Source organism: Faecalibacterium sp. OF04-11AC (genome assembly GCF_003460645.1).
GTDB classification, from domain to species: Bacteria; Bacillota; Clostridia; order Oscillospirales; family Ruminococcaceae; genus Faecalibacterium; species Faecalibacterium prausnitzii_I.
Window position 1 is genome coordinate 21,494 of record NZ_QTVP01000017.1, and the last position, 12,581, is coordinate 34,074.

Consider the following 12,581-nt stretch of genomic DNA (forward strand, 5'->3'; position numbering starts at 1 on the left):
GCAACGGAGGATTACTCCACGCTGATCATATAATAATAGACAGGCTGGCCGCCGCGGATGTGGCTGACTTCCACATGGTTGGGGCACTTGGCCTTGACCAGCTCGGTCACTTTCTCGGCTTCCTCGTCGGAGACGTCGCAGCCGGAGATGATGGTGACGAAGCTGGATCTTTCTTGCACATGCCGCGTGCCAGACGATAGGTGGCCTTGGCGAGGTCGTTGGAAGTGGAGACGATCTTGCCGTTCTCCAGAGCCATGATCTCGCCTTTCTTGATCCGCTTGCCGTCGTACTCGCTGTCGCGGGCGGCGTAGGTGATGAGGCCGGTGGAGACCTTGTCGGCAGCAGCCATCATATTGATGGTGTTGGTCTCGGTGTTGGCAGAGGGGTCAAAGTTGAGCAGAGCGGTGATGCCCATGGCACGGTGCGGGTGGGCAGGACCACGACCTGACGGTCAGCCAGCTTCTGGGCCTGCTCGGCAGCCATAATGATGTTCTTGTTGTTGGGCAGGACGAAAACGGTCTTGGCAGGCACGCTCTGGATGGCAGCCAGGATATCCTCGGTGGCGGGGTTCATGGTCTGGCCGCCGGAAACGACAGCGTCGGCTGCCAGATCCGTGAAGACGGCTTTCAGGCCCTCACCGGCGGCAACGGCCACAAAGCCATAGTCACGGCTGGGATCCACCGCGGCATAGATGAACTGGCTGGTGGGGTCGGACTTCTTCTCGGCAGAGGCCTGCTTTTCCAGGCTCTTGCCCTGGCGCTGACGGGCCAGGAACTGCTCGTGCATGTTCTCGATCTTGAAGTTGGTCAGGTAGCCGTACTTGATGGCCTCGCTCAGGATCTTGCCGGGATCAGCCGTATGAACATGCAGGTTGATGACGTCATCGTCCTCGATGCAGACGACGCTGTCGCCGTTGGACTCGGCAAAGGCGCGCATCTTGGCGGCGCTGACGCCCTCGTTCTTGTTGATGAGGAACTGGGTGCAGTAGCCGTTCTTGATGTCCTCCACTTTCATCAGGTCATCGGTGAAGACGCCCTTGCCGGCGTTCTCGGTAGAGAGCTTGGCCTTGTTGGGAGCGGGCTCGCCGCCCTCAACGATGGCCTCGCCGTGGAAGACCTTGCCCATGCCCTCAAAGATGATCATGATGCCCTGGCCGCCTGCATCCACAACGCCGGCTTTCTTCAGCACGGGCAGCAGGTTGGGGGTGTCCTCCAGCGCTTTCTGGCCGGCGCTCAGTACCACGTCCCACAGGGCGGGGATGTCGGCGGCATCGGAGGCGGCAGCCTCCTCGCTGGCGACGCGGGCCACGGTGAGGATGGTGCCCTCGGTGGGCTTCATGACGGCCTTGTAGGCACCCTCGACGCCCTTTTTCAGGGCGGCGACGATATCGGCCACGTCGGCCTCTTTCTTGCCCTCCAGAGCCTTGGAGAAGCCGCGGAACAGCAGGCTGGTGATCACGCCGGAGTTGCCGCGTGCGCCGCGCAGCATGGCGGAAGCAGCAGTCTTGGAGGCTTCCGCCACGGTGCAGCTGTCGTCCAGAGCCTGCAGCTCACGGACGGAAGCGCCAATGGTCATGCCCATGTTGGTGCCGGTGTCGCCGTCCGGGACAGGGAAGACGTTCAGCTCGTCCACGCGGGAACGCTGATTGTTGATGTTGTTTGCGCCGGAAATAATCGCGTCGCGCAGAATCTTACCAGAAATCATTGTTTTCTACTCCTTATAATCTCCCGGTACCCCCGGGTGGGCTTGGCGTTTGGATCAGGCGATGACGTCATCGACCGAGACGACCACGCGGGCCACTTTGAGGCCGGTAGCCTGCTCTACTTCGTCCTTGACGCGGTGCGAGATGCTCCGCGCGGCAGTCGAGATGTTCAGCCCATAGCTGACGGCAATGTGCAGCTCGATCACGAGACGGCCCTCTTCCTGCGTGACACGGACGCCCTTTTCCGAAAAATCAGCGCCGCGCACCATGCTCTTGACAGTATCGGTCAGGTCACGGGGGGCCATTGCGGCCACACCGTAGCAATGTTTGGTTGCTTCGCCCACCAGCGTAGAGAAGTACTCGGCGGAGAAGCTGACATCTCCCAGCGGGAAACGGGAAGTAATCATAGTCGCTCTGCTCCTTTATTCATTTCAAAATCAGTTCCAAAAGTGTTCTGCCGGCCACGCGATTTCTGTGGTTTCCGACCACCGGTACCGCTATACTGGGACAGTGGACTCCCGTTCCGGGCCGACATCTCTTTTCTAGTATAGCACAAAAGTGGGCGCTGTGCATAGCTTTCCGTGATTTTTTAGTAAAACATTGCAAACCGATTGTGAATAAAATATAAAAACTTGATAGTATGACTTCCTATTCCTATGAAAAAGTGCTAAACTTAAAGTAGGAAAACGCATGGCCGCTGGCTGCATTTGCGGCCGGCGGGGCAGCTGCGCGCAAAAATGGTGTATTAGACAGGAATCAGGCGGCCCAGACGGCAGAAATAACAAAATAGGAGAGTTGTTTGATGAATATTCTGTTTTTCCTTTCCCCCAAGCAGGACCTGATGTACGTTTATGACGATTTCACCCTGCGTCAGACCCTTGAAAAATGGGAGAACAACCGCTATGCTTCCATCCCGGTGCTCAACCGCCGGGGCGAGTATGTGGGCACCCTGACGGAGGGAGACATTCTGTGGGGACTGAAAAAGCTCCACGGGCTGGATCTGGAAGCAGCGGAGGACGTGCCCATCTCGTCGTTCCCCCACAAGCGGGACTACAAGGCCGTGACCGTGACCACCAGCATGGATCAGCTGGTGGAGGCGGCCATGAACCAGAACTTTGTGCCGGTGGTGGATGACCGGGGCATGTTCATTGGCATCGTCCGGCGGCAGGCCATCATTCGTTACTGCTATGATAAGGCCCGCGCTGAACAGCAGCACATGTCAAAGCCGGAGAAAAAGCCGGAACGCAAGCGGGAAGCGGCGGCAGTGCATTAAAATTTTCGTAGGAAAAGGCCCGGAGATGAAAATTTCCGGGCCTTTTTGCGCAAAAATGCTTCAAAATCCAATTTATTGGACTCAAACTATGCGATACTCTCCCTGTCCTAAGAAATACGACAGGAGGGAACACGAGATGAAAGAGTTTGAGATGCGAAATGTTGGCAGTCACATCGAGGTGTATACCGCGGGCGGGGTGTTCCTGTTTTCCGCGGATACGGTGCGGGAAGCTATGGAAGAGCTGGAAGAAGAGGCCCGCGCGGCCTGATGCAGAATTTGTCAGTGCACGGTTTGAAAGGACAAATTGTAAAATGCATGTAAAATAACAGAAAAAGAACCGCAAAGAAACAGCCCGAAACGGCAGAAATGTGTAAAAAATCTATTTTTCTTGTAAAAATCCCCTTGTTGTGTGGGGGAAATCAATGCTATAATAAAAAGGACGGCGTTTGAGCGGGAGGAATACGTCTCGTCTGTTTCAATGCCGTGCGATGCCTTTTTGTCAAAAGAAGATCGAAGATCAATAGTAGGAGCATTGATTCTATGGATATCACACACATCACCTCTCTGCTGGGCGGTATTGCGCTGTTTCTATACGGAATGTCCATCATGGGCGCCGGCCTGGAAAAACTGGCCGGCGGCAAGATGCAGGGCGTGCTGCAGAAGCTGACCTCTTCTACTCTCAAAGCGGTTATTTTCGGCACTTTGATCACGGGCGTGATCCAGTCCTCGGCTGGCACGGTCGTCATCTGTGTCGGCCTTGTCAACTCCGGAATTATGACCCTGACGCAGTCGGTAGGCGTGATCATGGGTGCAAACATTGGTACTACGGTGACCGGCCAGCTTATCCGCATGGCGGATATCTCAGGCGACAGCCTGTGGCTGACCCTCATCCAGCCCAAGACGTTTGCGCCGGTGGTCGCGTTTGTTGGCTGCGTTTTTTATGTGTTTATCCGCAACGCCAAGAAAAAGAACATCGGCCAGATCATGCTGGGCTTCGGCATTCTGTTTACGGGCATGAGCCTGATGGACACCGGCGTGTCCCCCCTGCGGGAGAGCGCCGCGTTCCAGGAGCTGTTCGTCAGCATGACCAACCCCATCCTGGGCGTGCTGGTGGGCGTGGTGGTCACGGTGATCATCCAGTCTTCCTCGGCCTCGGTGGGTATTTTGCAGGCGCTGTCCAGCACCGGTCTTGTCACCTTTGGCTCGGCCATCCCCATCATTCTGGGCGCGCACATTGGTACGGCATTCACCCCGCTGCTCACCATCGGCGGCTCTTCCAAGGATGGCAAGCGCACGGCCCTCATCCATCTTTACTTTAACATCATCGGCAGTGTCATTCTGCTGGCCGCGGTCTATCTGGTGCGGTATACCATTGGCATCCCCATGTGGAGCGACGTAATGAACAAGAGCTCCATTGCAAACATCCACACCCTTTCCAGTGTGGCGGCCATGCTGCTTTTCCTGCCCTGCAGCAGTGTGCTCTCCAAGCTGGCGATGCTCACGGTGCCGGATAACAAAGAAGAGGAGCAGGAGCTCAGTATGCCGGTGCTGGACGAGCGTCTGTTCAAGAGCCCGGCTGTGGCCCTGCAGCAGGCCAAGAACGCGGTGATCAAGATGTCCCGCCGCGCGGCCCGCAATGTGACGCTGGCTACCCCGCTGCTGCTCAAGATGGACGCGGACACGGTCAGCGCCATCAATGTGCGGGAAAACCTCATTGACCGGATGGAGGTGGAAATCTCCAACTACCTCATCAAGATGACCGATCAGGAGCTGAACGACGACGAGAGCCACGAAGTGACCGAGCTGCTGAACTTTGTCACCGAGTACGAGCGCATTGGCGACTATGCTGTCAACATCATGGAAAAAGCTCAGGAGCTGGAAGAAAAAGAGGCTTCGTTCAGTGAAACCGCCAAGAATGAGCTGGGGATCCTGGACGCAGCCCTGGAGCACATCCTGACCCTGACCGTGGATGCCTTTGAAAATGAGGATGTCCGTATGGCCCGCCAGGTAGAGCCGCTGGAGGAGATCATTGACATTCTGGTGGAGCGTCTGCGCGACCAGCACATCAAGCGCCTGAAAGACGGTGCCTGCTCCATTGATACCGGCGTTGTCTTCCTGGATGTGCTGAACAATGCGGAGCGTATCTCCGACCACTGCTCCAATGTGGCGGCCCGTCTGGTGGGCATGGAGGCCGGTGAGGACTACGATTCCCACACCCTCAAAAACATGATGCACCACAACCCCAGCAAGGATTATATGCTCAACTATGAGCAGTGCCGTAAGAACTATCTCGTCCCGCTGGAAGAGATGGAGGCATAATTTTGATCAAGCAGGCAAAAACTCCCCGGCCGGGGAGTTTTGGTGTCTTTACCCGCCCAGATCTTCCAGCAGCTGCCGCAGCTCGGTCTCGCTGGGGAGGCGCAGCCCCTGCTTGACGCGCAGGGCGTCGCCCTCCGGCAGGAGGTTGACATAGATGCCGGTGCGGAGCACCCGCTGGACAGGGGTGCCGTCGGCGTCACACTGCCAGACCACGACCCGCCCGCCCTCGTCGCAGAGGTAGTAGGTGGTGGAGCCGGTTTCCGGCACGGCCTGCACCGAGATGCTGGGCAGGGAGGGGACAGGGGTCTCCTCCGCGGAGTCGGCACGGCCCGGCGGGAGCCGGGGCAGGGCCATCCAGAACAGGCTGAACACGATGGTAAAAACGCATAACGCGTAAAACAGGCAGAGCCAGAGCTTGCGCATGGCAGGACGCTCCTTTCCGGGAAAGAGGATTTCAGCCGATAGTATGTGCAAAAACGGGAATGCTCAGACAGGCGGGGAGAATTTTCACACCCGGATGCTGTACTTTCAGCGCCCAGATGTGCTATACTACGCTTGTGAGAGAAAATCTGGCCCTTGCGTGGAGCAGGCCGGAGGACTATAATCTAATATTATGGCCCGGGGCAGAACGGCCCGGGACGAATGATAGAAGAAAACGGGGGAGCCGAGGCTCCGCCCGTCTGGCGGCGCCGGAACACGAGGCGGCCGCAGGAAGTCAGGAGGCGATCCTTATCTCAAACAATGAAACAAGAAAGATCCGCCGCGGGGACGCCATGCAGGAGCGGCCCAAGGCGGGACGTAAAGTGGACCTGAGCCGCAGCCGTAAGGAGCAGAGAACTCCCCGTGCCCCCAAGGAACCCAGAGAGCCGAAAGAAAAGCGGCGTGTCACGTTCTGGAGCGTGCTGGGACGGCTCATTGCCACGGTGGTCTGCCTGTGCATTATTGGCGGCAGTCTGCTGGCCGTGGGGGCCGTGTACTATGTGGTCAATGCTACAGCCGATGACGGCAATCTGCTGGACCTGGACAACATTGAGCTGAGCCAGTCCAGTGTGGTAATGGCCACCGACCCGGACACCGGTGCTCAGGTGGAATACGCCACCCTGCGCTCCTCCAACAGCCACCGCGTGTGGGCCAACCTGGAGCAGATCCCCAGCTATTTGCAGTATGCGTTCATCTGCACCGAGGACAAAGACTTCTACAATGAGCCGGGCGTCAACTTCAAGCGCACCATCGGCGCGATGATCAACGAGTATATCCTGCCCATCTACAGCTCCAAGCAGGGCGCGTCCACGCTGGAGCAGCAGCTCATCAAGAACCTGACGGACGATGACAGCGCCAGCGGCATAGAGGGTGCACTGCGCAAGCTGCGCGAAATTTACCGCGCCCTCTGCCTGAGCCGCAGCTACTCCAAGGAGACCATCTTGGAAGCTTACCTCAACACCATCAGCTTCACGGGTACCATTCAGGGTGTGCAGACGGCAGCCAACGAGTACTTTAATAAGGATGTCAGCCAGCTCACCCTCTGGGAGTGCGCTTCCATTGCGTCCATTACCAAGAACCCGACCAACTACAACCCCTATACCAACCCTGAAAACCTGATCCATCGCCGGAACTTCCTGCTCTACAACATGTGGCAGCAGGGCGTCATCTCGGAAGAGGATTACCGCAACGCCGCCGCCCAGCCGCTGGTGCTGGCGGAAGAGGACGCAAGCAAGAAGAACGCCTCCACGGCTTCCTCTTACTTCACCGATGCCCTCTTCAATGAGGTGGTGAGCGACATTGCCGCCAAGGAGGGCGTGGACGAGGCCACGGCCCAGAAGATGCTCTACACCGGCGGTTACACCATTGAAGCCACGGTGAACCCCAAGATGCAGACGGCCATGGAAAACCTGATGCTCAACACCGACGACGCGTATTTCCCGGCGGGCTGGCATGAGGAAGAGGTGACCGGCATCTCGGACGACGACGTGCAGGTGTTCAATGCCGACGGAACCCCCAAGACCCGCACGGCCGAGGACGGTACCGTTTACTACTACCGCAATGTCCGCACCCAGGCGGCTATGGTCACGCTGGACTATGATGGCAACGTGCTGGCTATGGTGGGCGGTTTAGGTCAAAAGACCAAGAGCCTCTCCCTGAACCGTGCTTACAGCGTGACCCGGCAGACGGGCTCCACCATCAAACCCATCGGTGCCTATTCTCTGGGCATCGAGTATGGTCTGGTCAACTGGTCCACCATGCTCAACAACTCGCCCCTGTACCAGAAGCAGGACATGATCATCCGGGATGAGGACTACTGCCGCAAGAACGGCCTGATGGGCCTTTCGGACAAGCAGCTGCGCGCTTACCCCAATGCATGGCGCAGCTGGCCCCGCAACTACGGCGGCAACTACGGCGACAACACCGATCTCCCGCTGTGGAACGGTCTGGCCCGCTCCCTGAACACCATCGCCATCCGTGTGGGTGACCTGGTGGGCGCAAGCAATATCTTTAACTTTGTTTACAACACCCTGCAGCTGAACACGCTGGATCCGACCAACGATGTGGGTCTGGCCCAGATGGTCATGGGCAGCCAGACCCATGGCGTGACGCCCATGGCACTGGCAGCCGCGTTCCAGATCTTCTACGATGGCCAGTACACCACCCCGCACCTGTACACCCGTGTGCTGGATCGGGACGGCAATATCTATCTGGAAAACAACGCCACCAGCTATCAGGCCCTGACCCCGCAGACGGCCTATGTGATGAACCGCCTGCTGAAAAACGTGCTCTACTCCAATGTGGGCACGGCCCGCGGCAACTACCCCAACTCCAGCGGCATGGAGTCCTTTGGTAAGACCGGTACCGCCAGCGATGAAAGAGACCTCTGGTTCGTGGGCGGCACGCCGTACTACGTTACCGCGGTGTGGTGGGGCTACGATGCACCCTATGATATGACCAACACCCTGTCCAAGGATCAGGCCAAGACCAAAACCTGCGTCAAGGCGTGGAAAGCCTATATGGAGCAGGTGCAGGCAGACTTGCCCTACAAGGCGTTCCCGACCGCGGACGGCGTTGTGGAGCGTGCTTACTGCACCCAGAGCGGCCTGCTGGCCGGGCCCAACTGCCCCAGCCGCGCGACCGGGTACTACCGTGCGGACGACCTGCCCGGTACCTGCAACTACTCCCACAGCAGCGTTGCGGCGTCCGCGGCCGACACACAGGCGACTCAGATCCCGGACCCCGCCGCAACGGGCGTGGAGACGGATTAAAAATCATACTTTTCCGGGCCGGGCCCTTGTGATTCGGTGCGGGAAAGCGGCGCTTCCGACAGCAAAACTGGATAATCTGACAAAATAGCATCCGACCTCTTGCAATGCGTGGGGCCGGATGCTATTATATTCTCTGCAAGAACACTTGTGTTTGTGAGGTGAACAAGTTGGAACGCCGCTTTTATCTGGTAGACGCACAGGTCCTGCCGGAAGTTTTCCTCAAGGTGGTACGCGCCAAGGAGCTTCTGGCCAGCGGCGAGGCGCGCAGCATCTCGGCTGCGACCCGCAGTGTGGACCTGTCCCGCAGTGCTTTTTATAAATATAAGGATTGCATTTTTGATTCCGAGAATGGCCGGGAGGTCATCACCGTCATGGCGACGCTGCGGGACGAAACGGGCGCTTTGCAGAGCCTGCTGGCCGGCATCAGCGCGGCCGGAGCGAGCATCGTGACCATCAATCAGTCCACGCCGGAAAATGGCGCGGCGCTGGTGGCCGTTACCATCCGGACCGACACCATGCAGATGACCCCCGAGGAGCTGACCGAAAAGCTCAGCCGCCAGCGGATGGTGGTGGGGGTCCACTGCGGATATAATCTGTAAAACCGACTCTGTATTTTTGCAGCAATAGGAAAAGAGGGAAAATACATGGCCAAGATTGCAATTCTAGGGTTTGGCACGGTTGGCAGCGGCGTGTACGAGGTGCTCTGCCGCAATGCAGCTGGTGTCTCCCGCCGGGCAGGCGAGCCTGTGGAGGTCAAGTACATTCTGGACCCCAAGGATTTCTCCAATCATCCGGCTGCCCATCTGTTCATTAAGAACTTTGACACCATCCTGGAAGACCCTGAGATCCGCGTCGTGGTAGAGACCATCGGCGGCACGCGGTTTGCGTACCCCTATGTCAAGGCCTGCCTCGAGAGCGGCCGGAGCGTCTGCACCTCCAACAAGGAGATGGTCGCCACCTACGGTGCCGAGCTGCTGGGCCTGGCCAAGGCTCACAACTGCGCGTTCCTGTTTGAGGCTTCGGTGGGCGGCGGCACGCCGATCATCACCCCGATGCATCAGTGCCTGGCCGCCAATGTCATCACTGAGGTGGAGGGCATCGTGAACGGTACCACCAACTTCATGCTGACCAAGATGGTGCGGGAGAATCTGGGCTTTGACGAGGCTTTGAAGATCGCCCAGGAGCTGGGCTACGCCGAGACCAAGGACCCCGGCGATGACGTGGATGGCCGCGACGCCTGCCGCAAGATCGCCATTCTGTCCTCACTGGTCTGCGGCCATCAGATCTACCCCCAGAACATCCCCACCCGGGGCATCCGGGACATCACGGTGGCCGATGTGGCCGCTGCTGAGAAGCTGGGCTGTGTCATCAAGCTCATTGCATGGATGAAGCGGGGCGAGGACGGCAGCGTGGCCGCGGGCGTGGAGCCCTGCCTCGTGCCCAAAGCCAACCAGCTGGCCGGCGTGGATGATGTGTTCAACGCCGTGCTGGTCAAGGGCGACATGCTGGGCGACGTGGTCTTTTACGGCAAGGGCGCGGGCAAGCTGCCCACCGCCAGCGCCGTGGTGGCCGATGTGGTGGACGCCCTCAAGAACGGCTCCAAGGTCCACGACAGCCTGTTCTGGCAGCCCGCGGAGCCTGTGGATGGGATGCTCACCGACCCGACGCCCACCGCATACTATGTGCGTGTGGCAGGGATTGCTCCGGCGGTGGCGGAAGCCATCTACGGCAAAGGCCGTGTGGTGGATGAGCACTACGAGGGCTGCTCCTACTTTGTGGAACAGGCCGATGAAAAGGCTCTGGCCGAGGCAGCCCGCAAGGTAGAGGCCGTGGGCGGCAGCGTCAAGCTGTGGCTCAAGCGCCTGCCGGATGAAGACTGAGTGTTATAAAACAAAGGAAAGGTGCAGCCATGAAGATCAAGGTTTCGGTCCCGGCCACCAGCGCCAACGTTGGCTCCGGTTTTGACGCGCTGGGCCTGGCAGTGACCCTTTACAATACCGTCACGTTTGAGGAGAGCGACCATCTGGAAATTTCCTCGGCGGACGGCACCCGCATCCCCCGCAACGAGTCCAACCTCGTGTACCGCTCGGCCAAGGGCCTGTTTGATAAGGTGGGCAAGACCATCCCGCCCCTCAAGATCGTGCAGACGAATCCCATCCCCATGGCAAGAGGCCTGGGTTCTTCCTCTGCCTGCATCATTGCGGGTCTGTTGGGAGCCAACCGGATGCTGGGCGATGTGCTCAACACCCAGGAACTGCTGACGCTGGCTACTTCCATTGAGGGCCACCCGGACAACGTGGCACCGGCCCTGCTGGGCGGCCTGACCAGCAGCGTGTATGAAGACGGCGTGGTCTACTCCGTCAAGCGGGATGTGGACCAGACCCTCTGCTTTGCGGCCATTGTGCCGGACTACAAGCTCCTGACCGAGGCGGCCCGTGCGGCCCTGCCCAAGGAGATCGCCCACAAGGACGCGGTGTATAACCTGTCCCGCGCGGCGCTGGTACCGGCGGCATTCTGCGAGGGACGGCATGACCTGCTGGCCATTGCCACCGAGGATAAGCTGCACCAGCCCTACCGGATGCCCCTGATGCCGGGCTCCAAAGAGGTGTTTGAGATGGCCCGCCTGTGCGGTGCCAAGGCCGTGTATGTCTCGGGTGCAGGCAGCACCGTGATGGCCGTGGGCGAAAAAGCCACGGCGGAGAAATTCTATTCCAAGCTGGAAAAGGGGCTGGAGCTCCTGGAGGGCCTGGACGGATGTGAAGCATTTACATTGCTGCGGCTGGATGCCGATAATACCGGCGCGACCGTAGAGTGAATTAAAGGAGAGTGACAAACTATGGCGTTGATCGTACAGAAGTTCGGCGGTTCTTCGGTGAAGGACCGGGACCGTATCTTCAACGTGGCCCGTATCGTGGCCAATACCCACAACGCGGGAAATGACGTGGTGGTCGTGGTGTCTGCCCAGGGCGATACCACCGACGACCTGATCGCGAAAGCGGCTGAGATCAGCCACGACCCTTCTGCCCGTGAGATGGATATGCTGCTGGCAGCTGGTGAGGAGATCAGCATCTCACTGCTGGCCATGGCGCTGAACGAGATCGGCTGCCATGCCACCAGCCTGACGGGCTGGCAGGCTGGTTTCCGCACCGACCGTGCCTACACCAAGGCCCGCATCACCAAGCTGGAGACGGAGCGCATCTCCTCCGAGCTGGAGCGCAACCGCGTGGTGGTCGTGGCAGGCTTCCAGGGCCTGAACAAGCTGGATGATATCACCACCCTGGGCCGCGGCGGCTCGGACACCAGTGCAGTTGCCATTGCGGCTGCCCTGCACGCGGACCGCTGCCAGATCTTTACCGACGTGGAGGGCGTTTACACCGCCGACCCGCGCAAGGTGCGCAACACCCGCAAGCTGAAAGAGATCACCTTTGACGAGATGCTGGAGCTGGCCTCCCTCGGCGCACAGGTGCTCAACAACCGCAGCGTGGAGCTGGCAAAGAAGTATAACGTGGAGCTGGAAGTGCTTTCCAGCCTGAATCCCGTCCCGGGAACCATCGTCAAGGAGGTTGTCAAAGACATGGAAGGTATGCTGATCAAGGGCGTCGCAAAGGATACCGACGTTGCTGTTATTACGATTCTGAACGTTCCCGATGAGCCGGGCACCAGCTTCAAGATCTTTGGCCTGCTGGCCCAGAAGAATGTCAACGTGGACATCATCCTGCAGTCCACCGGCCGCGACGGCAAGAAAGACATCAGCTTTACCTGCTCTGAGGCGATGCCGACATTGCACTGAAAACTCTGCGCGAGGGTGCAAACTTCCAGGATATCACCTGCGACGAGACCTGCGCAAAGGTCTCCATCGTTGGTGCCGGTATGCAGAGCCACAGCGGCGTGGCTTCCAAGATGTTTGAGGCACTGTCCAACAACAACATCAACATCAAGATGATCTCCACCAGCGAGATCAAGATCTCCTGCATCATCGACCGTGCCGACGCCGACAAGGCTGTCAGCGCCATCCACGATATGCTGTTCGACTAAG

The 12,581-nt window shown here is 58.8% G+C and carries 9 protein-coding genes and 2 pseudogenes; 8 read left to right on the forward strand and 3 right to left on the reverse strand.

Features of this window, described 5'->3' with window-relative positions:
• Positions 1 to 11 precede the first annotated feature (11 nt).
• Positions 12 to 1,704, reverse strand: a pseudogene (locus DXA70_RS09120) (DAK2 domain-containing protein).
• 54 nt (positions 1,705 to 1,758) lie between these two features.
• On the reverse strand, positions 1,759 to 2,109 hold the full coding sequence (locus DXA70_RS09125; protein ID WP_022256798.1) for an Asp23/Gls24 family envelope stress response protein: 351 nt from the start codon (positions 2,107 to 2,109) through the stop codon (positions 1,759 to 1,761).
• Positions 2,110 to 2,504: 395 nt separating this feature from the next.
• On the opposite strand from DXA70_RS09125, the gene DXA70_RS09130 reads away from it, so the two are divergent.
• The 3 genes from DXA70_RS09130 to DXA70_RS09135 all read left to right on the forward strand — a co-directional run bounded on the left by DXA70_RS09130 (position 2,505) and on the right by DXA70_RS09135 (position 5,294).
• Positions 2,505 to 2,975 carry a CBS domain-containing protein gene (locus DXA70_RS09130; RefSeq protein WP_022256797.1) on the forward strand — a complete coding sequence of 157 codons (471 nt, stop codon included), beginning with the start codon at positions 2,505 to 2,507 and terminating at the stop codon, positions 2,973 to 2,975.
• Positions 2,976 to 3,111: 136 nt separating this feature from the next.
• Entirely contained in the window at positions 3,112 to 3,243 is a 132-nt protein-coding gene (locus DXA70_RS15095) for a hypothetical protein (RefSeq protein WP_022256796.1), read from the forward strand.
• A 272-nt stretch (positions 3,244 to 3,515) separates the two neighbouring features.
• Positions 3,516 to 5,294: a Na/Pi cotransporter family protein gene (locus DXA70_RS09135; protein WP_128118278.1), complete on the forward strand. Its 1,779-nt coding sequence runs from the start codon at positions 3,516 to 3,518 to the stop codon at positions 5,292 to 5,294.
• Positions 5,295 to 5,342: 48 nt separating this feature from the next.
• Here the strand turns inward: DXA70_RS09135 and DXA70_RS09140 are convergent, their stop codons facing one another.
• Positions 5,343 to 5,717: a hypothetical protein gene (locus tag DXA70_RS09140; protein ID WP_022256794.1), complete on the reverse strand. Its 375-nt coding sequence runs from the start codon at positions 5,715 to 5,717 to the stop codon at positions 5,343 to 5,345.
• 380 nt (positions 5,718 to 6,097) lie between these two features.
• Between DXA70_RS09140 and DXA70_RS09145 the strand changes: the two genes are divergently transcribed.
• From DXA70_RS09145 to DXA70_RS09165, 5 genes and pseudogenes are all read left to right on the forward strand, one after another.
• Entirely contained in the window at positions 6,098 to 8,545 is a 2,448-nt protein-coding gene (locus DXA70_RS09145) for a transglycosylase domain-containing protein (RefSeq protein WP_243001270.1), read from the forward strand.
• Positions 8,546 to 8,703: 158 nt separating this feature from the next.
• Complete coding sequence (locus DXA70_RS09150; RefSeq protein ID WP_112114976.1) at positions 8,704 to 9,144, forward strand: ACT domain-containing protein; 441 nt, start codon at positions 8,704 to 8,706, stop codon at positions 9,142 to 9,144.
• A 45-nt stretch (positions 9,145 to 9,189) separates the two neighbouring features.
• Positions 9,190 to 10,425: a homoserine dehydrogenase gene (locus DXA70_RS09155; protein ID WP_128118280.1), complete on the forward strand. Its 1,236-nt coding sequence runs from the start codon at positions 9,190 to 9,192 to the stop codon at positions 10,423 to 10,425.
• A 29-nt stretch (positions 10,426 to 10,454) separates the two neighbouring features.
• The gene (gene thrB, locus DXA70_RS09160) at positions 10,455 to 11,360 is read left to right on the forward strand and encodes a homoserine kinase (RefSeq protein WP_022256790.1); all 906 of its coding nucleotides are present in this window, start codon (positions 10,455 to 10,457) and stop codon (positions 11,358 to 11,360) included.
• Positions 11,361 to 11,381: 21 nt separating this feature from the next.
• Positions 11,382 to 12,580: pseudogene (locus tag DXA70_RS09165) on the forward strand (aspartate kinase).
• The last annotated feature ends 1 nt before the right edge of the window (position 12,581 follow it).

What these genes read in the sequence shown, in the direction of transcription:
- DXA70_RS09125 (WP_022256798.1), bottom strand. Translation starts at nt 2,109, where the DNA reads ATGATTACTTCCCGTTTCCCGCTGGGAGATGTCAGCTTCTCCGCCGAG.
- DXA70_RS09130 (WP_022256797.1), top strand. Translation starts at nt 2,505, where the DNA reads ATGAATATTCTGTTTTTCCTTTCCCCCAAGCAGGACCTGATGTACGTT.
- DXA70_RS15095 (WP_022256796.1), top strand. Translation starts at nt 3,112, where the DNA reads ATGAAAGAGTTTGAGATGCGAAATGTTGGCAGTCACATCGAGGTGTAT.
- DXA70_RS09135 (WP_128118278.1), top strand. Translation starts at nt 3,516, where the DNA reads ATGGATATCACACACATCACCTCTCTGCTGGGCGGTATTGCGCTGTTT.
- DXA70_RS09140 (WP_022256794.1), bottom strand. Translation starts at nt 5,717, where the DNA reads ATGCGCAAGCTCTGGCTCTGCCTGTTTTACGCGTTATGCGTTTTTACC.
- DXA70_RS09155 (WP_128118280.1), top strand. Translation starts at nt 9,190, where the DNA reads ATGGCCAAGATTGCAATTCTAGGGTTTGGCACGGTTGGCAGCGGCGTG.
- thrB (WP_022256790.1), top strand. Translation starts at nt 10,455, where the DNA reads ATGAAGATCAAGGTTTCGGTCCCGGCCACCAGCGCCAACGTTGGCTCC.